This is a genomic window from Streptomyces sp. NPDC053541 (genome assembly GCF_044544705.1).
Taxonomy (GTDB): Bacteria; Actinomycetota; Actinomycetes; order Streptomycetales; family Streptomycetaceae; genus Streptomyces.
Map to the genome: position 1 here is coordinate 321,700 of NZ_JBITXM010000004.1, position 25,690 is coordinate 347,389.

Below are 25,690 nucleotides of genomic sequence, written 5' to 3' on the forward strand. Positions count from 1 at the left end.
GATGGATCCAATAGCCCCCACCCTCGGCGAACTCGTCGCCTGGCTCGGCCGCTGGTCGGCCGGGCGCGGACCGCTGTACCTGCTGCTCGCCGCCCGGATCCGGCAGCTGGTCGACGAGGGCCTGCTGCCGCCGGGCGCCGCGCTGCCGCCCGACCGGCGGCTCGCCGCCGCGCTGTCGGTGGGCCGGACGACGGTGGTCGCCGCGTACGAGACGCTGCGTCAGGAGGGGCGCCTGGTGCGCCGGCAGGGCAGCGGCACCCGGGTCGCGCCCGCCGCGCTCGAACCCTCCGCGGCGCCCGGGCCCCGGCAGCGGGTCACGGAGACGTCCAACCCGATGTTCCTGCACCTGCTGGAGGCCTCCGACGGCGTGCTGCTGCTCAGCTGCGCCGCGCCGCCCGCCCCGCCGCCCGCGCTCGCGGAGGCGTACGCGCACCTCGAACTCCCCGCCCACGACCTCGGCTACCACCCGGCCGGACTGCCCGCGCTGCGCGCGGCGATCGCCCGCCGCTACGCCGACCGGGGCGTGCCGACCGACCCGGCGCAGGTCCTCGTCACCACCGGCGCCCAGCAGGCGATCGGACTGCTCACCCGGCTCCTCGTGGCGCCCGGCGACGGCGTCCTGGTGGAGGCGCCGAGCTATCCGGGGGCGCTCGACCTCTTCCGGGAGGCGGCGGCCGTGCCGCACCCCGTTCCCGTCGGCCCGGACGGCGCCGACGTCCCGGCCGCGATCCGGGTGATGGAACGTCACCGCCCCGCCCTGGCCTACGTGATCCCCCGCTTCCAGAACCCCACCGGCACCGTCCTGCCCGCCCTGCCGGGGCGGCGCCTGGTCGCCGCCGCCGAGGAGCACGGCGTCCCGCTGGTCGAGGACGAGGTGCTGGCCGAGCTGGACTTCGGCTCCGGTGACGGGGGCCCGCCGCCGCTGTCCTCGTACGGCACGGAGGTCATCGGCGTCGGCTCGCTCAGCAAGGCGGTCTGGGGCGGCCTGCGGATCGGCTGGGTGCGCGGCCCGGCGCCGCTGGTCGCCCGCCTGGCCCGGCTGAAGGCGCTGCACGACCTCGGCAGCGACGTCCCCTCCCAGCTGGTCGCGGCCCGGCTGCTCGGCGACTTCGGGCCGGTGCTGCGCTCCCGGCTGGCCGAGCTGCGCGCCGGGCACGCCCACCTCCGGGCCGAGCTGGCCCGCCGGCTCCCCGACTGGCACTGCCCGCCGGCCGCCGGGGGACAGACGCTGTGGGTCGGCCTCCCGTACGGCGACGGCGTGTCCTTCGCCCAGAGCGCGCTGCGCCACGGGGTGGCCGTGCTCCCCGGCTCGACCATGGACGCGCTCGGCGGCAGCACCCGCCGGCTGCGGCTGCACTTCCTGCTGCCGCCCGCCACCCTCACGGAGGCGGTGTCCCGGCTGGCCTCGGCCTGGGCCGAGTACGCGCCGGGGGCCGAGGTCCGGCCCGCCGCCCTGAACGCCATCACCGTCTGAGGACTCGCCCCGGTCCCCGTCCCCCTCGTCCCCGTCCCTCTCGTCCCCGTACTCGCCCTCGCCCTCGCCCCGAAGGAGCCGCATCCGTGCACGCCACCGTCACCCCCTTCGCCCTTGTCCCGTGGAAGGAGGGCAAACGGCCCGACGTCCGCTCCGGATGGCGGGGCGCGTCGCCGGAGTTCGGCGAGATCGTGCTCACCTGTCCGCTGCCGCGGGTCGTCCCCGAGTCGGTGGTCACGGAGGTACGGGGCGGGCTGCTGCCCGTGACCACCTTCGAGTCGCGCGGGATGCACGTCGAGAACCTGCGGCTGCCCACCCTCAACCGGGCCACCCTGCGGGTCGGCGACCGGCACGTGCGCCTCACGCGCAACCGGATCGGCGCCACGCTCGTGCAGCGCGCCCTCCAGCTGCGGCACGCGGGAGACACCTACCGGCTGGCCGCGCTCGACCGGCGCGCCTGGACCCTCACCCGGGACGCCGACGAGGAGGACCCGGGCGTGACCGTGACCGTGCGGGAGTCCGGGCGCGGCAAGGGCGCGTCGCTCGCGGTACGGGCCGAGGGCCGGGCGGAGGGCGCCGACCTGGCGATGGCGCTGGTCTTCGCGGGCGTCGACCGCTCGGCCCTGACCCGGGTGGGTGCCGTGAAGGCGGGCGTGCGCCGGGTGGCCGAGCTGTGGGCGGAGGCCGCGTACTGACGCCGTCTCAGCGGCCCAGGACGCGGTCCTTCAGGGCCGGGAACTGCTCGCGGGTGGTCGCGACCCGCGCCGGGTCGAGGTCGACCCGCAGGACCTCCTCGTCCGGGCCGGCCTCGGCGAGCACCTCGCCCCAGGGGTCGACGACGATCGAGTGCCCGGCCTGCTCGACACCGGCGTGGGTGCCGGCGGTGCCACAGGCGAGCACGTACGCCTGGTTCTCGACCGCGCGGGCCCGGGCGAGCAGCGTCCAGTGCGCGCGGCGCCGGGCCGGCCAGCCGGCCGGGACGACGAAGGCCTGCGCGCCGGCGTCGACCAGGCCGCGGAAGAGCTCCGGGAAGCGCAGGTCGTAGCAGGTGGCGACGCCGACGGTGAGCCGGGGCAGGTCGACGGTGACCAGGTCCTCGCCGGCCGTCATCAGGACCGCCTCGCCCCGGTCGAAGCCGAAGCGGTGGATCTTGCGGTAGCTCGCGGCGAGTTCGCCGTCGGGGGAGAAGACCAGCGAGGTGTTGTAAAGGGCGTCGTCCGCGGCGGCCTCGACGATCGATCCGGCGTGCAGCCAGACCCCCGCGTCCCGCGCGGCGGCGGACATCGCCTCGTAGGTGGGGCCCTTCAGCGGTTCGGCGCCGGCGGCGAACGCCTCGAAGGCGAAGGCCCCGACGGGCCAGAGTTCCGGGAGGACGACGAGGTCCGCGGCGCCGCGTTCGGCGCGCACCAGGGCGGCCACCCGTCGGCGGCGGATTTCGGCCGATTCGTCCGAGTCCACCGCGATCTGGAGCAGAGAGGCGCGCACAGTACCACCGTCCTGGCATTCGAGCCGTCAACACCGGCCTACGATCGTCACACGAAAGCACTGCCGGGGTGCCTTCGGGCAGCGTAACTTAGCGTCCGAGCCTGCCACGCAGGCGTGTTTTCAGCCCGCCAGCCGCTCCAGCCCGCGTATCGAAGAACCGCCGAGGGGTCCCGTGACCGTCCATCCCAGCCTCCAGAACTACGCCGACGCCTGGACCCACTCGATCGAAGCGATAGCCGAGCTGGTGCAGCCGCTCGTCGAGGGCGAGTGGAATCGCGCCACGCCGTGCCCCGGCTGGTCGGTCCGCGACATCGTCTCCCATGTCATCGGCATGGAGACGGAGATGCTCGGCGACCCGCGCCCGATCCACAGCCTGCCCCGCGACCTCTACCACGTGCGCAGCGACTTCGCCCGCTACATGGAGATGCAGGTCGACGTGCGGCGGCACCACACCGCGCCGGAGATGACGGCGGAGCTGGAGTACGTGCTGATCCGCCGGGCGCGCCAGCTGCGCAACGAGACCCGGCAGCCGGACGCCCTGATGCGGGCCCCGCTCGGCGCCGAGCAGACCCTGGAACTCGCCTACCGGATGCGCGCCTTCGACTGCTGGGTGCACGAGCAGGACCTGCGCACCGCGCTCGGCGTCCCGGGCAACCTGGACTCCCCCGGCGCGTACGTGACCCGGGACGTCCTCCTGGAGGCGCTGCCGCACGTGGTGGCCAAGGAGGCGGGCGCGCCCGCGTCCTCGGCGGTGGTGCTGGACGTGAGCGGCCCCGTGGAGTTCCTGCGCACGGTCCGGGTCGACGCCCAGGGCAACGGCTCGATCGACGGCGCGCCCTCGCTCGGCCCGGCGGTGACGCTGGCGACGGACTGGGAGACGTACGTACGCCTGGCCTGCGGCCGGGTGCGGCCCGCCGACGTCGCCGACCGGGTGAAGACGGAGGGCGACGAGGCGCTGGCGGCGGCGATCCTGGCGCACTTCGCGGTCACGCCGAACTAGGCGGTCCGTGAACGGTCCGCCGTGCCGCCGCTGGTCGTCGCGGCGCCCGGGCCGGCGCTACACGGGGACGTGCACGGCCTCGACGCGGCTGGCGACGAGGCGTTCGCGCTCCCGGCGGGCGCTGGCGGCCTTGAGCCGGAGGATCTGCACGACGCCGAGGGCCTCCAGGACGAAGACGGAGGAGAACGCGACCCGGTAGTCGTCGCCGGTCGCGTCGAGCAGCACGCCCACGGCGAAGAGGGTGGTCATGGAGGCGACGAAGCCGCCCATGTTCACGATGCCGGAGGCGGTGCCCTGGCGCTCGGGCGGATTGGCGGGGCGGGCGAAGTCGAAGCCGATCATCGAGGCGGGGCCGCAGGCGCCGAGGACCGCGCACAGGGTGACCAGCAGCCACATGGGGGCGTGGTCGGCCGGGTAGGCGAGGGTGGCGCCCCACAGCAGGGCGGTGGCGCCGACGGTGCCGAGGGCGAGCGGGGCGCGGGCGGCGTGGTGGCGGGCGATGATCTGCCCGTAGGCGAGGCCGACGGCCATGTTGGACAGCACGACGAGGGTCAGCAGCTCGCCGGCGGTGCCGCGGTCGAGTCCCTGGTCCTCGACGAGGAACGGCAGCCCCCACAGCAGCAGGAAGACCATCGCGGGGAACTGGGTGGTGAAGTGCACCCACATGCCGAGCCGGGTGCCGGGCTCGCGCCAGGACTCGGCGATCTGGCGGCGTACGAAGGCGGCGCCGGCGTGGGCGGCGGGCGCGGGCTCGTACCCCTCGGGGTGGTCCTTCAGGAACAGCAGGAGCAGGACGAGCACGAGGACGCCGGCGAAGGAGCTGCCGACGAAGGTGGTGGTCCAGCCCAGGCCGTGCAGGGCGCGGGAGAGGAAGATCGTCGAGACGAGGTTGCCCGCCATGCCGAAGAGCGCGGCGACCTGGGCGACGAGCGGCCCGCGGCGGGCCGGGAACCAGCGGCTGCCGAGCCGCAGCACGCTGATGAAGGTCATCGCGTCGCCGCAGCCGAGCAGGGCGCGGGAGGCGAGCGCCATGGGGTACGAGGGGGACAGCGCGAAGCCCAGCTGGCCGAGGGTGAACAGCAGGACGCCGATGGTCAGCACCTTCTTGGTGCCGAGCCGGTCGACCATGAGGCCGACGGGTATCTGCATGCCCGCGTAGACGAGCAGCTGGAGTATGGAGAAGGTGGACAGGGCGGAGGCGTTGACCTGGAAGCGGTCGGCGGCGTCGAGTCCGGCGACGCCGAGCGAGGTCCGGAAGATGACGGCGACGAAGTAGACGGCGACGCCGACGCCCCAGACGAGGGCGGCGCGCCGGCCGCCGGGCGGGTCGCCGGGCAGGGAGGGGGTGCTCACCGCTCCTCACCCCGCGCGAGGACCTTGACCCAGCTGAGGTGCTGCCGGACGCAGTGCGCGGCGCCCTCGGCGTCGTCCTCCCGGATCCGCTCCAGGATCTCCTCGTGCTCGGCGATGTTCTTGGCGATCCGGTCGGGCTGGGACTGCATCACGGCGACGCCCATCCGCAGCTGCCGGTCGCGCATCTGGTCGTAGAGGCGGGCGAGGATCTCGTTGCCGGCGTGCTTGACGATCTCGGCGTGGAAGCAGCGGTCGGCGACGGCGACCTCGGCCAGGTCCCCGGCCTCGGCCCGCCGCTTCTGCTCCTCCAGCAGCTGTTCGAGCCGCGCGACCAGCGCCCCGGGGGCGGGCACGGCCCGCCGCACCGCGAACTCCTCGACGAGCAGCCGGGTCTCCACGACGTCCGCGATCTCCTGCGCGGAGACGGCGAGCACCAGCGCGCCCTTCTTCGGATAGAGCTTGAGCAGTCCCTCCATCTCCAGCTTCAGCAACGCCTCCCGCACGGGCGTCCGCGACACCCCCACGGCCTGCGCCAGCTCCCCCTCGGTGAGCAGCGTCCCGCCCTCGTAACGCCGGTCGAGGACCGCCTGCTTGACGTGCATGTAGACCCGGTCGGCCGCGGGCGGCTGCTTGACGGCGGCGACCGCCGCCGAGGGAGCTGGTGATGGCATGCGCACAGCATAGATACAAGTGGGGTGCAAGAGGCAGCCCCGTCCGCGATGCGGACGGGGCCGGTCGTTCTCCCGGGTCAGACCGGCGGCAGCAGGTCGCTCGGGCTGAGGGTGCAGGACAGCGGGGGATACGCGAAGTCCGATTCGGTGTTCTCGCGGCGGCGCAGGCGGTAGAACTCCGCCCTCTGGGGCTCGTCCGCCTCGGTGAGGGGGGTGCCGTCGGGGAGGTGGGGGCGGCCGGCGTGGAAGCGGAGCAGGGTCTTCGAGGTGCGGAAGGTGACGCCCAGCCAGGGGTTGTCCGGTGCGTCGCCGGGGGCGGACCAGAGGATCCGGTGGCGGAGGCGGCGGTTCGCGGCGACGGAGAAGGCGACGACTCCGTGGTGGACGAGCGGGAGCTCCAGCGGCTCGGCGCCGGGGTCCTCCTTGGAGGAGACGACCAGCTTCCGGGACGGCGCCGCCGCGGGGTCCCGGTAGCAGGAGAAGACGGCGATGGCCGAGTCGTCGGCCAGGTCGAGCGCCTGGTCGGAGTGCGCGCCCATGGTGCGGTAGGCGTGCGTGTAGGTCTCGACGAGCGCGTTGTCGAAGGCGGTCCCGAGCCCCGCGTGCTCCTGGACGCGCCGCGCCAGGCGCTCGTGGACCGCGCGGAAGCGCTGTGCCGGGCTTGCGTACCGCGTGGTGGTGCGGACCAGGGGCACGGCCCCCGACGCGTCGACCCGGGTCAGCACGGCGCCCCGCCGGCCCTTGCCGAGCTCCTCCCAGGCCACCGAAGCCGACAGCTCCGCGAAGGAGGGCGGCTCCGCCTCCGCCGGCAGGGGGAACGCCAGGATCGCGTCCGCGAGGTCAGAGCCGAGGGGCACCGTAGTCTCCCGTGTTCATGCTGAAGCGGAACCTGTCCCCGTAGTCGACGAAGGCCGAGCTGCGGTTCTCCTCGGCGTAGAGCCGGCGCAGCTCGTCCATGCCCTCTTGGGTGGGCGGCTCCAGCGGCACCAGGCCGCCTCCGGGCGCCTTGAGGAAGGTGCGGCCGTCCCGGTGCACGGCCTCGGTGCCCGAGCAGCGCACGACGTACCCGAGGCGGGTGGGGAGCACCGCCGCGTCCAGGGCCGCCGGGCGGATCTCGTGCGTGTAGAGGCGGTTGGTGGAGAGCGGCATGAAGAACACCGACCCGGGATGGAGCGTCAGGCCGAACCGCTCCGGGTACGCGGCCGTGTCCCGCCCTTCCGTCCCCGCCGCCGGCACTTCCCCGCCCGGCACTTCCCCGCCGGGCGCCTCCTCGCCGGGCTCCTTCAGGCGGAACTGGAGCCGGGTGAGCGCGCTGGTCCCCTTCACCCCGAGGTCGAACGGGTCCCCCGGCAGCGGCTGGAGCGCGTCCAGCCCCTCGTAGAAGGTGCAGAAGGCCATCACGCCGTCGACCGGCATGTCCTTGGTCTTGTCGGCGTGCGAGGAGATCCTCGCCTTGGACTGTCTGCGCTCGGGCGTGGCCCCGGTGTTGTGGTAGATCTGCGCGAGGACGTGGTTCAGCGGCGCGTGATTCCGGAAGACGGTGCCGGCCTCGTCGTTCAGCGCCCCGACGAGGGACGTGTCGGTCGGGCCGAAGTTCTCGGTCGGACCGGAGAGGTTCGTGGAACACCGGAGCAGCCGGAAATGCAGTCCGTCGCCGTCCCGGGTGACGGGGGTCAGATAGATCCCGGTGCGAAGGGCCGTGCCCGCCTTGGTGGATTCCGTCAGCGACTGGAAGACGTGCTCGGCGCGGATCCGCCCGGCATGGTCCTCGTCCGGCTCGAAGAAACGGCGGTAGTAGACGCCCACGCCGTGCACCCGGAGCGGCACCCGGCCGGAACCGACCACGGCCCAGGGCCTCTCGCGCTCTCCGTCCCCCTCACCGTCGCCGTACCCCTGCGACAGCTCCCGGACCACGAACACCCGGGCCGCAGCCCGCAGCCCGCGGACGTCGATCCTCGCTAGGTCGCCGCACAGGTACACGCTCTTCCCGGCCGGATCCACCGCCCCGGACGCGAGCTCCCCGGACGCGAGCTCCTCGGGTGTGACGACGGTCCCGAAGAAGTCCCGGACCGTCTCGTCCTCGTGCAGCTCCGGGGGCGCGACCAGGACGTTGCGGACGGTGCGCGCATCCTGGAGGCGGGCTTCTCCCGGCTCTGTGGTGTTCGTGTTCATCGAACGGTTCCTGCCAAACGCCGGCCTCCCGCAAACGCGCACGCCCGGTGGGGGACGTCACCGTCCTCCACCGGGCGTTTCACGTGAAACAACGCAGCGCGACCCGTCGGCTACGCCCAGGTGATGAGCCGCCTCGGCTGCTCCAGGACCGCCGCGATGTCCGCGAGGAACTTCGAGCCCAGCTCGCCGTCGATCAGGCGGTGGTCGAAGGACAGCGCCAGCGTCGTGACGTGACGGGGCTTCACCTTGCCCTTGTGGACCCAGGGCTGGAGCCTGATCGCGCCGACCGCGAGGATCGCGGACTCGCCCGGGTTGATGATCGGCGTACCGGTGTCGACACCGAAGACGCCGACGTTGGTGATGGTGAAGGTGCCGCCCTGCATGGCCGCCGGGGTGGTCTTGCCCTCGCGGGCGGTGGAGACCAGCTCGCTGAGGGACTGCGAGAGCTGCGGCAGGGTCTGGGCGTGCGCGTCCTTGATGTTCGGCACGATCAGACCGCGCGGGGTGGCCGCCGCGATGCCCAGGTTCACGTAGTGCTTGAGCACGATCTCCTGGGCGGCCTCGTCCCAGGCCGCGTTGACGTCCGGGTTGCGCTTGATCGCGACCAGGACCGCCTTGGCGATCAGCAGCAGCGGGTTGACCCGCAGGCCCGCCATGTCCTTGTCGGACTTGAGCTCCTCGACCAGCTTCATCGTGCGCGTGATGTCGAAGGTGATGAACTCGGTGACGTGCGGCGCGGTGAAGGCCGAGCCGACCATCGCCGCCGCCGTGGCCTTCCGCACGCCCTTGATCGGGACGCGGGTCTCCCGCGCGTCCGAGGAGACGGCGGGCGCGGCGACGGGCGCCGCGGCCGGGGCGGGCACGGCGACCGGGGCCTGGGCGGGAGCCGCCGCGGGCGCCGGGGCGGTCGGCGCGGGGGCCGCCGCGCGGTGCACGTCCTCGCGGGTGATGATGCCGTCCGGGCCGGTCGGGGTGACCGTGGCCAGGTCGACGCCCAGGTCCTTGGCGAGCTTGCGCACCGGCGGCTTGGCCAGCGGACGGTCGGCGGTCACGGGGGCGGCGCCGTGGCCGTTGAGCTCGCCCTGGATCGCGGCGGCGGCCGGGGCCTGGGCCGGGACCGGGGCGCCCTTGCGGGCGCGGCGCTTGGTGGCCGACGCGGCCACGCCGTACCCGACGAGGACCGGCTGACGGCCCTCCGGCTCGGGCTCGGCGGCCGGCTCGGCCACCGGCTCCTGGGCGGGGGCGGCCGCCGCGGCGGGCGCCGCCGGCTCGGCGGGCTCGGCGCCGCCGCCCACGTTCACGGAGATGATCACCTGGCCGACGTCGACCGTCGTGCCCTCGGGGAAGAGCAGCTCGTGCACGGTGCCGTCGAACGGGATCGGCAGCTCGACCGCGGCCTTGGCCGTCTCGACCTCGCACACCACCTGGCCGTCCTCGACCGTGTCACCGGGCTGGACGTACCACTTGAGGATCTCGGCCTCGGTGAGGCCCTCGCCCACGTCGGGCATCTTGAATTCGCGGATGGTCATGGTGCGGCTCCTCAGTACGCCAGCGAGCGGTCGACGGCGTCGAGCACGCGGTCCAGGCCCGGCAGGTACTCCTCCTCCAGGCGCGCCGGCGGGTACGGCGCGTGGTAGCCGCCGACCCGCAGGACGGGGGCCTCCAGGTGGTAGAAGCAGCGCTCGGTGATCCGGGCGGCGATCTCCGCGCCGGAGCCGAAGAACACCGGGGCCTCGTGGACGACGACCAGCCGGCCGGTCTTCTCGACCGAGGCCTGGATGGTGTCGAAGTCCAGCGGGGAGATCGAGCGCAGGTCCACGACCTCGATCGACTTGCCCTCCTCGGCGGCGGCCGCGGCCGCCTCCAGGCAGGTCTTCACCATCGGGCCGTACGCGACGAGCGTGAGGTCCGTGCCCTCGCGGGCCACCCGGGCCTTGTGCAGCTCGCCGGGGATGGCCTCGACGTCGACCTCGCCCTTGTCCCAGTAGCGGCGCTTGGGCTCGAAGAAGATGACCGGGTCGTCGCTCTGGATGGCCTGCTGGAGCATCCAGTAGGCGTCGGAGGAGTTGGCCGGGGTGACCACCTTGAGGCCGGCCACGTGCGCGAAGAGCGACTCGGGCGACTCGGAGTGGTGCTCGACGGCGCCGATGCCGCCGCCGTACGGGATGCGGATGACGACCGGCATCTTCACGGCGCCGAGCGAGCGGGCCCGCATCTTCGCCAGCTGGGTGACGATCTGGTCGTACGCGGGGAAGACGAAGCCGTCGAACTGGATCTCCACGACCGGGCGGTAGCCGCGCAGGGCGAGGCCGATCGCGGTGCCGACGATGCCGGACTCGGCGAGCGGGGTGTCGACGACCCGGTCCTCGCCGAAGTCCTTCTGCAGACCGTCGGTGATCCGGAAGACACCGCCGAGCTTGCCGACGTCCAGGCCCATGACGACGACCTTGGGGTCGGTCTCCAGGGCCTTGCGCAGCGACTCGTTGAGCGCCTTGGCCAGGGGAAGCTTCTGAACAGCCATGATTACTCGGCCTCTCCGCCCTCGAAGGACGCCTGGTAGGCGGCGAACTGGGCGCGCTCCTCGTCGACGAGCGCGTGCCCGTCCGCGTACACGTTGTCGAACATCGCCATGTGGTCCGGCACGGGCATGGCGCGCACGACCTCGCGCACGTGCTTGCCCAGGGCCTCGCTCTCGGCCTCCAGCTCCGTGAAGAAGGCGGCGTCGGCGTGGCCCTCCTTCTCCAGGTAGGCCTTGAGGCGCAGGATCGGGTCCTTGGCCTCCCAGGCCTCGCGCTCCGCGTCCCGGCGGTAGCGGGTCGGGTCGTCGGAGGTGGTGTGCGCGGCCATCCGGTAGGTGTACGCCTCGATGAGGGTCGGGCCCTCGCCGCGGCGGGCGCGCTCCAGCGCCGAGCGGGTCACGGCGAGACAGGCGAGGACGTCGTTGCCGTCGACACGGACGCCGGGGAAGCCGAAACCGCGGGCGCGCTGGTAGAGCGGAACGCGGGTCTGCTTCTCGATCGGCTCGGAAATGGCCCACTGGTTGTTCTGGCAGAAGAACACGACCGGGGCGTTGTAGACCGCGGAGAAGACGAAGGACTCGTTGACGTCGCCCTGGCTGGAGGCGCCGTCGCCGAAGTACGCGATCACGGCGGAATCCGCGCCGTCCTTGGCGACGCCCATCGCGTAACCGGTGGCGTGCAGGGTCTGCGAGCCGAGGACGATCGTGTACAGGTGGAAATTGTTGCTGTTCGGGTCCCAGCCGCCGTTGTTCACGCCGCGGAACATGCCGAGGAGATTGGTCGGGTCGACGCCGCGGCACCAGGCGACGCCGTGCTCGCGGTAGGTCGGGAAGACGTAGTCGTCGTCCCGCAGGGCGCGGCCGGAGCCGATCTGGGCGGCCTCCTGGCCGAGCAGCGAGGCCCACAGGCCCAGCTCGCCCTGCCGCTGCAGGGCGGTGGCCTCGGCGTCGAAGCGGCGGGTGAGCACCATGTCGCGGTAGAGGCCGCGCAGTTCCTCGGCGCTCAGGTCGATGTCGTACTCGGGGTGCTGGACGCGCTCGCCCTCGGGCGTCAGCAGCTGAATGAGCTCGGGCTCCGTCTGCTGCGGGGCCTGCGCCTTCTTCGCGGTCGCGCTGGTGGTGCGCTTGGTGCCGCTGCTGCGTCGCGTCGTCTTGCGCGCGGCAGTGCTCTCCACGGTCACGTGCGTGCTCCTCCGTCGGTCCGGCCTCCGGGTTCGCCTGAGGCCAGTGCGGCTCCGCCTTCTCCGTACCCTTCGCACGGGGTGGGTGCGACGCGGCCGGGGTCGGCGTGACAGGTGCTCCGGCAAGCGTCGTCATAGGCACGTTACCCACAGTGCGGCATTCCTGCGAAACCCCACTTGACCTGCGATTTTGCTTGGATTTCCAAGTAAATCGAGAAAACGGGCATTCGCCGCTGGTCAGCGCATGGGACAGCGGCCCGACGGCGTCGTCGGAACACCCGGCACGTTATCCCGGGCACCCCGGGCGCGGGAAGAGCCAATATGTGAGACTGACCGCGTGCGCGAAGAAGGAAAAATCCGGGTATTTCTGCTGGACGACCACGAGGTCGTGCGGCGCGGCGTCCACGAGCTGCTCTCCGTGGAGGACGACATCGAGGTCGTCGGCGAGGCCGGCACCGCCGCGGACGCCCTGGTCAGGATCCCCGCGACCCGCCCCGACGTGGCCGTGCTCGACGTCCGGCTCCCGGACGGCAGCGGGGTCGAGGTGTGCCGCGAGGTGCGCTCCCAGGACGACGCGATCAAGTGCCTGATGCTCACCTCGTACGCGGACGACGAGGCCCTCTTCGACGCGATCATGGCCGGGGCCTCGGGTTATGTCCTCAAGGCCATTCGGGGCAACGAACTGCTGAGCGCGGTCCGGGACGTCGCCGACGGCAAGTCGCTGCTCGACCCGGTGGCCACCGCACGGGTCCTGGAGCGCCTGCGGGACGGCAACGGCCCGAAGGGCGACGACCGGCTGGCCCGGCTCACCGAGCAGGAGCGCAGGATCCTCGACCTGATCGGCGAGGGCCTGACCAACCGGGCCATCGGCGAGCGCCTCCACCTCGCGGAGAAGACCATCAAGAACTACGTGTCCAGCCTGCTGTCGAAGCTGGGCATGGAGCGCCGCTCGCAGGCCGCCGCGTACGTGGCGCGGATGCAGGCCGAGCGCCGCTGAGCCGCTGAGCCGGCGGGCTTGGGGCCGGGGGCCGAGGTCCGGGTCCGGGGCCGGGGTCCGGGGCCGGGGTCCAGGGCCGGGGTCCAGGGCTTGGGGCCGGGGCCAGGGCCGTGGTCCAGGGCTCGGGGCCGAGACCCAGGGCCTGGGGCCGAGGTCCAGGGCCTGGGGCCGAGGTCCGGGCCGGGGCCGGACGGGTCCGCTTCGGGACCAACGTCCTCCCGAACCGGGGCGGGGGCCCCTTCCACGGGCTGGACCGGCGGCGGAGAGTGGATCCATGTCCACCGAGGAGATCCGCGCCATCGAGCTGCTGGGCAGCGTGTCGTACGGGCGGCTGGCCACGAGCATGCGGGCGATGCCCTTCGTCGCCCCGGCCCGCCACGTCGTGGCGGACGGGCGCGTCCTCATCCGGCTGCACCGGGGCCTCGGCTACCACCGGGCCTGCAACGGCAGCGTCGTCGCCTACGGCGCGGACAACCTCCACTCGGGCGCCGCACGGCTGTGGGCCGTGCAGTTCACCGGCACCGCCGAGATCACCGAGCCCACCCCCGAGGAGCGCGCGGCCTTCGGGGCGGAGCCCAGCCACGTGGACGGCGAGCCCTTCGAGCCCGTCTACATGCGGATCGAGCCGCAGTTCGTCACCCTGCACAACCTCGACTACCCGGCCGACCGCCCGGCCGACCGCCCGGCCGACCGCCCGGCCGAAAACAGCGGTCCCACAGGCGAGCGACCGTTCCACCACGCAGCGTGATCTAACATCTGCGGAGTGCCGCGCTCATCTGTACTCCCGGCCCCGCTGCTCCCCGCCCAGCTCCCCGCCCCGCCCGTACGCGCCCTGCTGCGCCGCTACCCCGGGGCCGGCGAGCCGCTGTCCTGCCAGCCCGTGGCCCAGGGCCTGCTGAACCGCGGCTACCGGCTCGCCACCACCCGCGGCGCCTACTTCCTCAAGCAGCACGTGGACGCCAGGACCGCCGACCGGGACACCATCGTGCGCCAGCACCGGGCCACCCAGCGGCTGCACGCCCTCGGCCTGCCCGTCGCCCCGCCGCTGCCCGACGGCGGCGGCCGCACCGTCGCCGTCATCGGCGGGCGCTGCTACGCCCTGTACCCCTGGATCGACGGCCGGCACCGGGACGGCGCCCAGCTGTCCGCGGGCGGCTGCCGCCGGCTCGGCGGCCTCCTCGGCCGCGTCCACACCGGCCTCGACCGGGTCATGGGCGCCCCGCCCGCCGAGCGCGGCCACGAGAGCGCCCGCCCGGAGGACACCTTCCGGCTCATCGACGAGCTGCTCCGCCTGGTCCGGGCCCGCCGCCCGCGCGACGGCTTCGACGAGCTTGCCGAGCACCGGCTGCGCGAACGCCGCGTGCTGCTCGCCGCACACGCCCACCGCCGCCCGCCGGCCGCCGCCGCGACCGGCTGGGTGCACGGCGACTTCCACCCCTTCAACCTGCTCTACCGGGGCGCCGAACCGGCCGCGATCGTCGACTGGGACCGGCTCGGGGCGCGCCCCCGCGCCGAGGAGGCGGTCCGGGCCGCCGCGATCTTCTTCGTACGCCCCGCGGGCGAGCTGGCCCTGGACAAGGTGCGGGCCTACGCGCGGGCCTACCGGCGCGCGGCGGGCGCGGACGGCGCCGAGCTGGCCGCGGCGGTGGAGCGGGTGTGGTGGGAGCGCCTCAACGACTTCTGGACCCTGCGCTGGCGCTACCAGCTGCACGACCACAGGGCCGACCCGCAGTTTCCCGCGGTGTCGGCCCTGGCGGTGTGGTGGACCCGTGAGTACGAGGCGGTGCGCGACGCGTTCACGGGGTGAGGGTCAGCGGCCCGTGCCCGTCGTGGTCCCGGTGGAGGTGCCCGTCGAGGTGCCGGTGGACGTCCCCGTGGAGGTGCCCGTCGTGGTCCCGGTGGACGTGCCCGTGGAGGTGCCGGTGGTGCCGCCGTCGCCGGTGCCGGAGGTGGTCGTGCCGCCGTCGCTCGTGCCGCCGTCGGTGGTGCCGGCGTCCGTGGTGCCGCCGTCGGTGGTGCCGCCGTCCGTCGTCCCCGTACCGCCGTCCGTCGTGCCCGTCGGCTCGGTGGTCGGCTCCTGGGTCCGGGTGGGCTCCTCGGTCGGGCGGTAGGTCGGGCGCTTGGTGGGCGGGGTCCACGAGCCCTGGTCGCCGCCGGACGAGGAGTCCGGCGACTCGGTCTGGTCGCTCGGCTCCTCGGACGGGGTCGGCGACTCGTTCTTCGTGGACGGGGAGTTGGTGACCGTCGGCGGCTTGGTGCCCCCGCCGTCGCCCTTGTCTCCGGCCTTGTCCAGCGCGTACGCCACGCCCGCGATCATCGCGATCAGCGCGAGCGCGACGAAGAGCAGCACCTTGCCGCGGCCGCCCTTCCGCCCGTTGCCGCCCGCCGCGCCGTAGCCGTCCTGGCCGTAGCCGCCGAGGCCGCCGTCGTAGCCCCCGGGGCCGTAACCGGCGGCGCCGTCCTCCGGGTTCATCGGGGGCAGGATCGGGCCCTGCGCGGTGTCGTGGTGCATCGGGTGGCCGAGCACCGAGGTCGTGGCGACGCCGCCGACCGGCGTGTGCATGCCCTCGTGCATGTCGACCGGACCGGTGTTCCAGGTGCCGGTGTGGCCGCCCTGCTCCTGGAGCATCTGCAGCCCGTACTGGATCAGGCCGCGCATCTCCTCGGCGCTCTGGAACCGGTCGTCCGGGTCCTTGGCGAGCGAGCGCATCACCAGGCCGTCCAGCTCCGGCGGCGCGCCCTGCGCGACCTCGGACGGCGGGATCGGGGCGTCCTGGACGTGCTGGTAGACCACCGACAGCGGGGTCTCGCCGGTGAACGGGGGCCGCAGCGCGAGCAGTTCGTAGAGCAGGCAGCCGGTCGCGTACAGGTCCGAGCGGTGGTCGACGGCCTTGCCGAGCGCCTGTTCGGGGGAGAGGTACTGCGGCGTGCCCATGACCATGCCGGTCTGGGTCATGGTCGACTGCGCGCCGTGCAGGGCGCGCGCGATGCCGAAGTCCATGACCTTGACGGCGCCGGTGTGGGTGATGATCACGTTGGCCGGCTTGATGTCCCGGTGCACGATGCCGTGCTGGTGGGAGTAGGCCAGGGCCTCAAGGACGCCGGAGACGATGATGAGCGCCTGCTCGGGACCGGGTGCCTCGGCGCTGATCAGCAGGTCGCGGATGGTGCGGCCCTCGACCAGCTCCATCACGATGTACGGCACGGACTGGCCGCCGACGAAGTCCTCGCCGGAGTCGTACACGGCGACGATCGCGTGGTGGTTGAGGCCGGCGACCGACTGCGCCTCGCGCGTGAAACGGGCCTTGGAGACGGGGTCCTCGGCGAGGTCGGCGCGCAGCAGCTTCACCGCGACCGTGCGGCCGAGCCGCACGTCCTCGGCCGCGAACACCTCGGCCATGCCGCCGCGGCCCAGACGGTGGGTCAGCCGGTAGCGTCCGTCGCCGACGACTCCGCCGACGCCCCAGGACTCGGCGGACGCGTCCGGCACTCCGCCACCAGCTTCGGAATCGGGTGCCATCAGTCCTCGCCGTCGTCTCTCGTGCCGTGTCCAGTCGTCACGCTACAGGCTCCGTACGACATCACGGTCCGCGATGAAGGGGTCATCCCACTCCCAGCACGTACACCTGTGCAAATCCATGCCGTTCCTGTCACGCTTCCGCGACGTCTGCTGTGCGGAGGGTCACGGAACGGGCACCGAACCGGTGCCCGGCTTGACGTGTCACTGCCCTCGGGCAGACTTGGCCAGGAAATTCCGGATCAGCGCCGCCACGCGCGCGTAGGGGGAAGCACGAGATGAGCCAGGACGGCGCACAGGGCCGCTATGCGGGCGGTTCGGTCGCGGGCGGCCGGTACCAGCTGCGTGACCTGCTCGGCGAAGGCGGCATGGCGTCCGTCTACCTCGCGTACGACAGCGCGCTGGACCGCCAGGTCGCGATCAAGACGCTGCACACCGAGCTGGGCCGCGAACAGTCCTTCCGCGAACGCTTCCGCCGCGAGGCGCAGGCCGTCGCCAAGCTGTCGCACACGAACATCGTGTCGGTCTTCGACACCGGCGAGGACACCCTCGACGGCGCCGTCATGCCGTACATCGTCATGGAGTACGTGGAGGGCCAGCCGCTCGGCTCGGTGCTCGCCGCGGACGTGCAGCAGTACGGCGCGATGCCGGCCGACAAGGCGCTGAAGGTCACCGCGGACGTGCTCGCGGCCCTGGAGACCAGCCACGAAATGGGCCTGGTCCACCGGGACATCAAGCCGGGCAACGTGATGATGACCAAGCGCGGCGTGGTCAAGGTCATGGACTTCGGCATCGCCCGCGCCATGCAGTCCGGGGTCACCTCGATGACCCAGACGGGCATGGTCGTCGGCACCCCGCAGTACCTCTCCCCCGAGCAGGCCCTGGGCCGCGGCGTCGACGCCCGCTCCGACCTGTACTCGGTCGGCATCATGCTCTTCCAGCTCCTGACGGGCCGTCTGCCCTTCGACGCGGACTCGCCGCTGGCCATCGCGTACGCGCACGTGCAGGAGGAGCCGGTCGCGCCGTCCACGGTCAACCGCTCGGTGACCCCGGCGATGGACGCGCTCGTCGCCCGCGCCCTGAAGAAGAACCCGAACGAGCGCTTCCCGAGCGCCGCCGCCATGCGCGACGAGTGCCTGCGGGTGCTGTCGGCCGGGCAGACCGGCGCGCCGGTGATCGTCGCGGGCGGCCCGGTGCAGAGCGGTTCGGGCGTCGGCTCGGCGGTCTTCCCGCCGGTCGGCCAGACCCCGCCGCCGTCCACGCACGGGGTGCAGACCCCGTACCAGCCGCCGATGCCGCACACCCCGCAGCCCGGCCCGTACGGCGTCCCCACCCCGGCGCCCTCCTACGGCTACCCGCAGGCGCACACCCCGGCCCCGGCGCCCGCCTACCAGACCCCGGCGCCGGTGGCGACGCCCGCGCCCGGCCCGTACACGGTGCAGTCGCACGTGGGCGGCACCGGCGGCGGCAGCGGCAGCCGGAACCGGATCGCGCTGATCGCGGCCGCCCTGATCGTCGTGGCCGGCGTCATCACCGGCATCTCCCTGATGAACCGGGACCCGGACAACGAGGCGGGCGGCGGCGGCACGGACCCGACCCAGACGACGAGCACCGCCCCCGGCTACAAGGGTCCGGACTACAGCAAGACGATCGACTCGAAGAAGTGCACCGAGCCGCGCGAGTCCAGCAGCGACCCGGACAAGTTCGAGGTCCCCGACTTCACCTACAAGAACATCAAGTCGGTGAAGGACTGCCTCCAGGCCGCCGGCTGGAAGATCAAGTCGGAGTCCTCGGTCGACGAGTCCACCTACGGCCAGGGCACGGTCATGACGCAGTACCCGCGCCAGGGCACGGAGATCAGCAAGGCCGACGCCGAGTTCGACTTCCAGGTCTCGACGGGCAACCCGCCGCAGCAGTAGCCCCCGTTCCTCTCCGATCACTCCCTGATCCGGCCCTGATCCCTTCCTGATCCGGCCGCCGATCCGGCCCTGATCCCTTCCGTCCCGGGCGGGACCGCCCCCGGGCGGCCCCGTCCGGGATGCCCGCTTTGTGCCGACATGTGACGCTGAGTGGAACAACGCGACTCGGCGGTTCGGTACGGGAGGGGGTCACCCGGTGACTCCAGGATCAGGTCCTCGTGCGCGGGTGCTCGCGCCCGTCCTCGTCTGCTGGCTGGCCGCGGGCGCGGTGACACCGGCGTACGGGGCCGAAGCCACGCCCCGGGCCACGGCACCGGCCTCCGGCACGGCCACCCCGGCGCCGACCCCCACGCCCTCGTCCCCCTCGGGGCCCGGCACCTCGGCGCCCGGGACCTCGGCCCCCGCACCGAGCGGCACCGCGCCGCGCGGCTCCGCGCCGCCCTCCGCGACCGTCTCCCCCGCGCCCGCGCCGAGCGGCTCCGCCGCGCCCTCCGCCTCCGGGGCGGCCGGGTCGCCGTCCGCGAGCTCCGGGGCCCACGGCCCCTCCGAGGCGCCCGGGCCCAGCGGCTCCCCCTCGCTCGCGGGGCGCCTCGCGGGGGAGGGCCGGGAGCGGCCCGGGCGGTCCGGCTCGCCCGCCGAGCCGGCACGGGAGAGCCCGGCCGACCCCGCTCGTACCAAAACGGCAACAGAAGCGGAGCCGGAAACAAGCCCCGAGGACCCCGCCGACGTCCTCCCGGAGACGGACCCGCCGGCCGCTTCGAGCCCCGCCGCGCATCAGCCGGCGGCCGGCGCGGGCATCGGCGCGGAGGCCGCCACGAGCCTCTCCGACCGGCGGATTCCCGTGCTCACACTGGGCGTCGGGCTCTCCCTGGTCGGTCTCGGCATCGGCTTCCTCGGGGTCCGGATGCGGCGCCGCTGAGCGCCCGCGGGGGCCGGGCCGGACCGCCGGGTCCCCCTTGAGTCGGACCCTCCGCATCCGTCGTACGGCGCTTGTCCTCACCGACTTACTCGGTATACATACTCGGTATGTCGATCCGCCACGGGCTCCTCGCCCTCCTCGAACGCGGGCCGCGCTACGGCTCTCAGCTCCGCACCGAGTTCGAGTCCCGCACCGGTTCCACCTGGCCGCTCAACGTGGGCCAGGTCTACACGACCCTGAGCCGTCTCGAACGGGACGGCATGGTCGTCCAGGACGGGGAGGACGCGGCCGGTCACGCGCTCTACGCGATCACCGACAGCGGTCGCGCCGAGCTGCGCAGCTGGTTCGAGAACCCCGTGGACCGCACCAGTCCGGCCCGTGACGAGCTGGCCATCAAGCTCGCCATGGCCGTCGGCGCGCCAGGGGTCGACATCCGCGACGTCATCCAGTCGCAGCGCCGCCACACGGTGAAGGCCATGCAGGACTACACCCGGCTCAAGGCGCAGGCGATCACCGCCGTGGAGCGGGGCGGGGCCCAGGAGCGCGACGACGTCGCCTGGCTCCTGGTCCTGGAGCAGCTGATCTTCCAGACCGAGGCCGAGGCGCGCTGGCTCGACCACTGCGAGGCGCGGCTGATCCGCCTCTCGGCGGTGGCCGCGGCCGCCGGAGCCACGGCCGAGACCCCGGGCCCGGGGCCGGGTCCGGCAGGGGGAGCGGCCGAGGCCGCCGCCGGCCCCGCTCCCCGTACCGGCACCGCGCCGGCCACCGGGTCCGCCCGCCGGCGCTGAGCGCCCGGCCCTCCTTCCCGCCGCCCTTCCGGGCTCCGGGCATCCGGGCCTCCGCTTCCGAGTGCCTTTCCGCTTCCGTCCGCGACCTGGCCTTCCGTTCACCGCCTGACCTTCCGTCCACCCGTCCGACCCTCCGGACAGCCGTCCGGCCTACCCAGACCGTCCGTACGCCCGGCGCCGATCGCGACCGCTCCGCGCGCGCCCGTTCGCCGCGTACGCCCGAGGGGGATTCCATGACCACCGCCCAGCAGCAGCCCGTGCTGCGCCTGCAGAACCTCACCCGAGTCCACGGCTCGGGCGCCACGGAGGTGCACGCCCTGCGCGGCGTCGACCTCGACGTCCACCCCGGCGAACTCGTCGCCGTCATGGGCCCGTCCGGCTCCGGCAAGTCGACGCTGCTGACCATCGCCGGCGGCCTCGACACCCCGACCTCCGGCCAGGTCTTCGTCGAGGGCACCGACATCACCACCGCCGGCCGCAAGGAGCTCGCCGCGCTGCGCCGCCGCAGCATCGGCTACGTCTTCCAGGACTACAACCTCATCCCGGCGCTCACCGCCGCCGAGAACGTGGCCCTGCCCCGCGAACTGGACGGCGTCTCCGCCCGCAAGGCCCGGGGCGAGGCCCTCGCCGCGCTCGCCGAGATGGACCTCGGCCACCTCGCCGACCGCTTCCCCGACGAGATGTCCGGCGGCCAGCAGCAGCGGGTGGCCATCGCCCGCGCCCTGGTCGGCGCACGCCGGCTGGTGCTCGCCGACGAGCCCACCGGTGCCCTCGACTCCGAGACCGGCGAGTCCGTGCTCGCGCTGCTCCGCTCCCGCTGCGACGCGGGCGCCGCCGGCATCCTGGTCACCCACGAGCCGCGGTTCGCCGCCTGGGCCGACCGCGTGGTGTTCCTGCGGGACGGCTCCGTCGTCGACCAGACCGTGCGCAGCGAGGCCGACTCGCTCCTGACCGGCCGGGTGACGCAGCAGTGACGACCTGGTTCCACTCCTGGCGGGCCGCGGTCCGCATCGCCCGCCGTGACGCCTGGCGCTCCAAGGGCCGCAGCTTCCTCGTCCTCGCGATGATCGCGCTGCCGATCCTCGGCGTCAGCGCCTTCCAGCTGACCATGCGCAGCTCCGAACTCACCCCCGCGCAGCAGCTGGAGCGCTCCCTGGGCGCCGCCGACGCGGAGCTGAGGGACGCCCAGATGAGCGGGGTCCCGCTGCTCCAGGACCCGAAGGGCGACCAGTTCACGCCCGTCGAGGACTACAGCAAGAGCAACAAGCCCTGGCCGGACGGCCCGACGGACGTCCGCAAGGTCATACCCGCCGGTGCGACGGTCCTCACCGACACCCGCGGCGGCGCCAAGCTGACCACCGCGCACGGTCTGCTGCAGACCCAGGTGCGCGAGCTGAAGGCCGCCGACCCGATCGCCCGCGGCATCATGACGCTCACCGAGGGCCGCTTCCCGGAGAAGAACGACGAGCTCGCCGCCACCACCGCGTTCCTGAAGAGCAGCGGGCTCACGGTCGGCTCGACCCTCACCGCCCGCGGCTTCGACCGCGAGTACCGGATCACCGGCGCCTACGAGCTGCCCAGCGAGCTGAAGACCGAGCAGGTCAACGCGCTGCCGGGGGCCTTCCTCGCGCCGTACGGGGCCGCGGTCGAGAAGGCCGGCATCCCGGCGCCCGACCTCACCACCACCTATCTGGTGAAGACCTCCCGGGCCGGTGGTTTCACGTGGAACACGGTCCAGGAGATCAACAAGAAGGGCGTCCTGGTCACCTCGCGCGCGGTCGTCCTCGACCCGCCCGCCGACTCCGAGATCCCGCTCTACCAGCGGGAGGGCGGGCGCCCGTACGAGCGCAGCGCCGCGGGTGACGCCGCCGCGCTGGCCGCCGTCGGCACCATCGTCGGCCTAGCGATGCTGGAGATCTGCCTGCTCGCCGGCCCCGCCTTCGCCGTCGGCGCCCGCCGCTCGCGCCGCCAGCTCGGTCTGGTCGGCGCCAACGGCGGCGACCGCCGTCACATCCGCGCCATCGTGCTGAGCGGCGGCCTGGTCATCGGCGCCGCCGCGGCCCTCGTCGGCACGGTCCTCGCCCTGCTGCTCACCTTCGTGCTCCGGCCGCTCCTGGAGGAGTACATGGGGCAGCGGTTCGGCGGCTTCACCATCCGGCCGCTGGAGCTCCTCGGCATCGCCGGCCTCGCGGTCCTGACCGGTCTGCTCTCCGCGATCGTCCCTGCGGTCACCGCCTCCCGGCAGACCGTCCTCGCCTCCCTCACCGGCCGCCGCGGCGTCCGCCGCTCCAGCCGGGTGCTGCCCGTGCTCGGCCTGATCGCCGTCGCCCTCGGCGCCGTGATCGCGCTGTACGGCTCGGTCTTCACCGACCAGGTCCTCATGGTCGCGGGCGGCTCGGCCATCGCCGAGCTGGGCGTGGTCGCCCTCACCCCGGCGCTGGTCGGCCTGTTCGGGCGCGGTGGGCGCTGGCTGCCGCTGTCGCCGCGGCTCGCGCTGCGCGACGCGGTGCGCAACCGGGGCCGCACGGCGCCCGCCGTCGCCGCGGTCCTGGCCGCCGTCGCGGGCACCGTCGCCGTCTCCACGTACGCCGCGAGCCGGGACGCCCAGGGACTGAACGAGTACCAGCCGAAGCTGCCGTACGGGGCCGTCGCCGCGATCGTCACCGAGGAGGGCGGGCGGGACGCGCCGGCCGTCCGCGACGCCGTGCAGCGCTTCTTCCCGGTCGACCTCCGCGTCGACGTCTCCCGGATCTCCGTCGGCAAGCCCGGCTGCGACAGCTGGGGCGGCGGCCAGGGCTGCGGCCGCTTCGAGATCGTCACCCCGCCGGCCAACGAGTGCCCGCTCTGGGCACCGACCAAGGACGGCAGCGACCCCTCGGAGCGCTTCACCCCCGCCGAGCGCACCAAGCTGCGCACGGAGGACTGGCGCTGCCGGGGCATGGAGGGCGAGGGCGTCTACGTGGAGGGCAACATGCTCATCGCGGACGCCCCCATCCTGAAGGTCCTCGGCATCACCGACCCGGGCGCCGCCAAGGCCCTCGCCGAGGGCAAGCTGGTCAGCTTCAGCGCACCGCAGGTCGACCGGAAGACGCACACCGTCGGCATCCGGCTGATCACCGACATGGAGGCCTACGACAAGGCCGCCCAGGACAACAAGCCGCTGCCCGGCGAGGTCACGTCCTTCCCGGCCTACCAGGTGCCCGGCTCGCCGCGCTCGTACGGCGTGCAGAGCGTCCTCACCCCCGCCGCCGCCAAGGCCGCCGGACTGACGACCGCCCCCATGGGCGCGTACTTCACCACCGACCGGCTGCCGAGCAGCGAGCAGCGGCAGCGGCTCGACGGCGAGATCGCCAAGCTGGGCAGCCAGGTCGAGCTGACCCTGGAGGAGGGCTACGTCAGCAAGAACAGCCTGGTGCTGCTCGCGCTGACCGTCTTCGCCGGCCTGGTCACCATCGGCGCGGCCGGCATCGCCACCGGTCTCGCCCAGGCCGACGCCGAGGCCGATCTGAAGACCCTCTCCGCGGTCGGCGCCCCGCCCCGGGTGCGCCGCACCCTCAGCGGCTTCCAGTGCGGCGTCGTCGCGGCGATGGGCGTGGTCCTGGGCTCCGCCGCCGGCGTGCTGCCCGCCGTGGCGCTGCGGCTCACCGAGGAGCGGGAAGCGGTCCGCTTCTACGAGCAGAGCGTGGCCGAGGGCTGGGGCGGCACCGAGGGCCCGCCGGTCCTGCCGATCGTCGTGCCCTGGGAGACGCTCGCCGCGCTCCTGGTGGCCGTGCCGCTCGGCGCCGCGCTCCTCGCGGCCCTGGTGACCCGCTCGCGCGGGGCGCTGGCCCGCCGCGCCGCGCACTGACGCCCGTGCCCCCGGAGGAGGGTGATCACCGTCCTCCGGGGGCAGACCGTCTGTTGAGGCGTATGTGCGAGAGAATGGCGGCATGGAGATGCCGAGGAATGACAGGTCGCAGGAGAGCAGCCCCCAGGTCCTCGTCGTGGGCCAGGACGGGATGGCACTCGGCGGCACTCAGGGTGACGACGAATCCCGCGAGGTCCCGGTGACGGAAATGGTCGAGCAGCCTGCGAAGGTCATGCGGATCGGCAGCATGATCAAGCAGCTTCTGGAGGAGGTCAGGGCGGCACCTCTCGACGAGGCCAGCCGCGTACGGCTCAAGGAGATCCACTCCAGCTCGGTGAAGGAGCTGGAGGACGGGCTCGCGCCCGAGCTCGTGGAGGAACTGGAGCGGCTCTCCCTGCCGTTCACCGACGAGGCCATCCCGTCCGACGCGGAACTGCGCATCGCGCAGGCCCAGTTGGTCGGCTGGCTGGAGGGCCTCTTCCACGGCATCCAGACGGCGCTGTTCGCCCAGCAGATGGCGGCCCGCGCCCAGTTGGAGCAGATGCGCCGCGCCCTGCCGCCCGGCGCCCCGCACGGCGATGACGACGACGACCACGGCCCGCAGCGCGGCCGCGCGGTCGGCTCGGGGCCGTATCTGTAAGCGGTCCGTTCCGGTTCCGGTTCGGTTCCGGTTCGTCGCGTCCGTGATGGGTGAGGGCCCGGCGGGGTGGCGGAAGCCGCCCCTGCCGGGCCCTTCGTCCGTCGGTGACACGGGGGGCGACGGGTATCGGCGGATGCCGCCGGATGTCGGCGGATGCCGCCGGATGTCGCTGGATTCGGCGGATGTCGGCGGCTCTCCGGGACCGCCTGGCGGCCCGTCAGGCCTTCGGGGCCACCAGCAGCACCTTGCCGACGTGGCCGCTCGCCTCGACGACCCGGTGGGCCTCGGCGGCCTCCGGCATCGACAGGGTGCGGTCGACGACCGGGGTGACGGTTCCCGCGCCGATCAGCGGCCAGACGTGCTCGCGCACGGCGGCGACCACGGCCGCCTTCTCCGCCGGCGGGCGCGAGCGCAGGGTGGTCGCGAGAACGGCGGCCCGCTTCCCCATCAGGGCGGCCAGGTTGAGCTCGCCCTTGACGCCGCCCTGGAGACCGATGACGACCAGGCGCCCGTTGACCGCGAGGGCCTGGATGTTCCGGTCCAGGTACTTGGCGCCGACGATGTCCAGGATGACGTCCGCCCCGGCCCCGTCCGTCGCCTTGCGCAGCTCCTCGACGAAGTCCTGCTCGCGGTAGTCGATGAGGATGTCCGCGCCCAACTCGGCGCAGCGCGCCAGCTTCTCGGGCCCGCCGGCGGTGACCGCGACCCGCGCGCCGACCGCCTTGGCCAGCTGGATGGCCATGGTGCCGATGCCGCTCGCGCCGCCGTGCACCAGCAGGGTCTCGCCGGGCCGCAGATGGGCCAGCATGAAGACGTTCGACCAGACGGTGCAGGCCACTTCGGGCAGCGCGGCGGCCGTCACCAGGTCCACGCCCTCCGGCACGGGCAGCACCTGCCCGGCCGGCACGGCCACCTTCTCCGCGTAACCGCCGCCGACGAGCAGCGCGCACACCTCGTCGCCGACCGCCCATCCGGAGACGCCGGGGCCGAGCGCGACGATCCGGCCCGCGCATTCGAGGCCGGGGTAGGGCGAACTGCCGGGCGGCGGGTCGTAGAAGCCCTGGCGCTGGAGCAGATCGGCACGGTTGACGGCGCTCGCCACCACCTCGACGAGCACTTCGCCCTCGGCGGGGACGGGGTCGGGCACCTCGGCCCAGACCAGCGCCTCGGGCCCGCCGGGTTCCGGAATCGTGATCGCATGCATGCCGG

General features: G+C 73.6%; 22 protein-coding genes. 12 read left to right on the plus strand and 10 right to left on the minus strand.

What is annotated here, in order from left to right; all coding sequences use genetic code 11:
• Nucleotide 1: 1 nt before the first annotated feature.
• Both ACIGW2_RS12025 and ACIGW2_RS12030 read left to right on the plus strand, forming a co-directional pair.
• The gene (locus tag ACIGW2_RS12025) at nt 2-1,474 is read left to right on the plus strand and encodes a PLP-dependent aminotransferase family protein (protein WP_399843112.1); all 1,473 of its coding nucleotides are present in this window, start codon (nt 2-4) and stop codon (nt 1,472-1,474) included.
• Nucleotides 1,475-1,560: 86 nt separating this feature from the next.
• Entirely contained in the window at nt 1,561-2,169 is a 609-nt protein-coding gene (locus ACIGW2_RS12030; protein ID WP_391654067.1) for a hypothetical protein, read from the plus strand.
• A 7-nt stretch (nt 2,170-2,176) separates the two neighbouring features.
• On the opposite strand, the gene ACIGW2_RS12035 is transcribed toward ACIGW2_RS12030, so the two are convergent.
• The gene (locus tag ACIGW2_RS12035; protein WP_391654066.1) at nt 2,177-2,959 is read right to left on the minus strand and encodes a carbon-nitrogen family hydrolase; all 783 of its coding nucleotides are present in this window, start codon (nt 2,957-2,959) and stop codon (nt 2,177-2,179) included.
• A 172-nt stretch (nt 2,960-3,131) separates the two neighbouring features.
• Here ACIGW2_RS12035 and ACIGW2_RS12040 point away from each other — a divergent pair, with 172 nt between their 5' ends.
• A complete protein-coding gene (locus tag ACIGW2_RS12040; protein ID WP_361578333.1) occupies nt 3,132-3,959 on the plus strand; it encodes a maleylpyruvate isomerase family mycothiol-dependent enzyme in 828 nt (275 codons plus the stop codon).
• 57 nt (nt 3,960-4,016) lie between these two features.
• Here ACIGW2_RS12040 and ACIGW2_RS12045 read toward each other — a convergent pair whose 3' ends face one another.
• The 7 genes from ACIGW2_RS12045 to pdhA all read right to left on the minus strand — a co-directional run bounded on the left by ACIGW2_RS12045 (nt 4,017) and on the right by pdhA (nt 11,854).
• On the minus strand, nt 4,017-5,312 hold the full coding sequence (locus ACIGW2_RS12045; RefSeq protein WP_399843117.1) for a nitrate/nitrite transporter: 1,296 nt from the start codon (nt 5,310-5,312) through the stop codon (nt 4,017-4,019).
• Complete coding sequence (locus tag ACIGW2_RS12050) at nt 5,309-5,983, minus strand: GntR family transcriptional regulator (RefSeq protein ID WP_361578339.1); 675 nt, start codon at nt 5,981-5,983, stop codon at nt 5,309-5,311. The genes ACIGW2_RS12045 and ACIGW2_RS12050 overlap by 4 nt, the downstream gene beginning before the upstream one ends.
• A 77-nt stretch (nt 5,984-6,060) precedes the next feature.
• Nucleotides 6,061-6,840, minus strand: a complete 780-nt coding sequence (locus ACIGW2_RS12055) for a hypothetical protein (protein ID WP_391654063.1) — start codon at nt 6,838-6,840, stop codon at nt 6,061-6,063.
• Nucleotides 6,824-8,155, minus strand: a complete 1,332-nt coding sequence (locus tag ACIGW2_RS12060; RefSeq protein ID WP_399843121.1) for a hypothetical protein — start codon at nt 8,153-8,155, stop codon at nt 6,824-6,826. The genes ACIGW2_RS12055 and ACIGW2_RS12060 overlap by 17 nt, the downstream gene beginning before the upstream one ends.
• Nucleotides 8,156-8,265: 110 nt before the next feature.
• On the minus strand, nt 8,266-9,684 hold the full coding sequence (locus ACIGW2_RS12065; protein WP_391654061.1) for a dihydrolipoamide acetyltransferase family protein: 1,419 nt from the start codon (nt 9,682-9,684) through the stop codon (nt 8,266-8,268).
• An 11-nt stretch (nt 9,685-9,695) separates the two neighbouring features.
• Entirely contained in the window at nt 9,696-10,676 is a 981-nt protein-coding gene (locus ACIGW2_RS12070; protein WP_356073006.1) for an alpha-ketoacid dehydrogenase subunit beta, read from the minus strand.
• A 2-nt stretch (nt 10,677-10,678) separates the two neighbouring features.
• A complete protein-coding gene (gene pdhA, locus ACIGW2_RS12075; RefSeq protein ID WP_356073008.1) occupies nt 10,679-11,854 on the minus strand; it encodes a pyruvate dehydrogenase (acetyl-transferring) E1 component subunit alpha in 1,176 nt (391 codons plus the stop codon).
• Between the two features lie 337 nt (nt 11,855-12,191).
• Here pdhA and ACIGW2_RS12080 point away from each other — a divergent pair, with 337 nt between their 5' ends.
• The 3 genes from ACIGW2_RS12080 (at nt 12,192) to ACIGW2_RS12090 (ending at nt 14,658) form a co-directional block, all read left to right on the plus strand.
• Nucleotides 12,192-12,851, plus strand: a complete 660-nt coding sequence (locus ACIGW2_RS12080) for a response regulator transcription factor (RefSeq protein WP_361578353.1) — start codon at nt 12,192-12,194, stop codon at nt 12,849-12,851.
• A gap of 274 nt (nt 12,852-13,125) precedes the next feature.
• Nucleotides 13,126-13,599 carry a pyridoxamine 5'-phosphate oxidase family protein gene (locus tag ACIGW2_RS12085; protein ID WP_399843127.1) on the plus strand — a complete coding sequence of 158 codons (474 nt, stop codon included), beginning with the start codon at nt 13,126-13,128 and terminating at the stop codon, nt 13,597-13,599.
• Nucleotides 13,600-13,614: 15 nt separating this feature from the next.
• Nucleotides 13,615-14,658, plus strand: a complete 1,044-nt coding sequence (locus tag ACIGW2_RS12090; RefSeq protein ID WP_361578359.1) for a phosphotransferase — start codon at nt 13,615-13,617, stop codon at nt 14,656-14,658.
• 3 nt (nt 14,659-14,661) lie between these two features.
• On the opposite strand, the gene ACIGW2_RS12095 is transcribed toward ACIGW2_RS12090, so the two are convergent.
• Complete coding sequence (locus tag ACIGW2_RS12095) at nt 14,662-16,371, minus strand: protein kinase (RefSeq protein ID WP_399843130.1); 1,710 nt, start codon at nt 16,369-16,371, stop codon at nt 14,662-14,664.
• Nucleotides 16,372-16,646: 275 nt separating this feature from the next.
• Between ACIGW2_RS12095 and ACIGW2_RS12100 the strand changes: the two genes are divergently transcribed.
• The 6 genes from ACIGW2_RS12100 to ACIGW2_RS12125 all read left to right on the plus strand — a co-directional run bounded on the left by ACIGW2_RS12100 (nt 16,647) and on the right by ACIGW2_RS12125 (nt 24,481).
• Nucleotides 16,647-18,287 (plus strand): protein kinase, encoded by a 1,641-nt coding sequence (locus ACIGW2_RS12100; RefSeq protein ID WP_399843133.1) that lies wholly within the window; start codon nt 16,647-16,649, stop codon nt 18,285-18,287.
• A gap of 226 nt (nt 18,288-18,513) precedes the next feature.
• Nucleotides 18,514-19,206 carry a hypothetical protein gene (locus ACIGW2_RS12105; RefSeq protein WP_399843136.1) on the plus strand — a complete coding sequence of 231 codons (693 nt, stop codon included), beginning with the start codon at nt 18,514-18,516 and terminating at the stop codon, nt 19,204-19,206.
• 107 nt (nt 19,207-19,313) lie between these two features.
• The gene (locus ACIGW2_RS12110) at nt 19,314-19,994 is read left to right on the plus strand and encodes a PadR family transcriptional regulator (RefSeq protein ID WP_391654055.1); all 681 of its coding nucleotides are present in this window, start codon (nt 19,314-19,316) and stop codon (nt 19,992-19,994) included.
• 233 nt (nt 19,995-20,227) lie between these two features.
• Nucleotides 20,228-20,968 (plus strand): ABC transporter ATP-binding protein, encoded by a 741-nt coding sequence (locus tag ACIGW2_RS12115; RefSeq protein WP_391654054.1) that lies wholly within the window; start codon nt 20,228-20,230, stop codon nt 20,966-20,968.
• Nucleotides 20,965-23,841, plus strand: a complete 2,877-nt coding sequence (locus tag ACIGW2_RS12120) for an FtsX-like permease family protein (protein WP_391654053.1) — start codon at nt 20,965-20,967, stop codon at nt 23,839-23,841. Before ACIGW2_RS12115 ends, ACIGW2_RS12120 begins: the two co-directional genes overlap by 4 nt.
• Nucleotides 23,842-23,923: 82 nt before the next feature.
• A complete protein-coding gene (locus ACIGW2_RS12125; RefSeq protein WP_361578379.1) occupies nt 23,924-24,481 on the plus strand; it encodes a bacterial proteasome activator family protein in 558 nt (185 codons plus the stop codon).
• Between the two features lie 217 nt (nt 24,482-24,698).
• On the opposite strand, the gene ACIGW2_RS12130 is transcribed toward ACIGW2_RS12125, so the two are convergent.
• On the minus strand, nt 24,699-25,685 hold the full coding sequence (locus ACIGW2_RS12130) for an NAD(P)H-quinone oxidoreductase (protein WP_391654052.1): 987 nt from the start codon (nt 25,683-25,685) through the stop codon (nt 24,699-24,701).
• Nucleotides 25,686-25,690 lie beyond the last annotated feature (5 nt).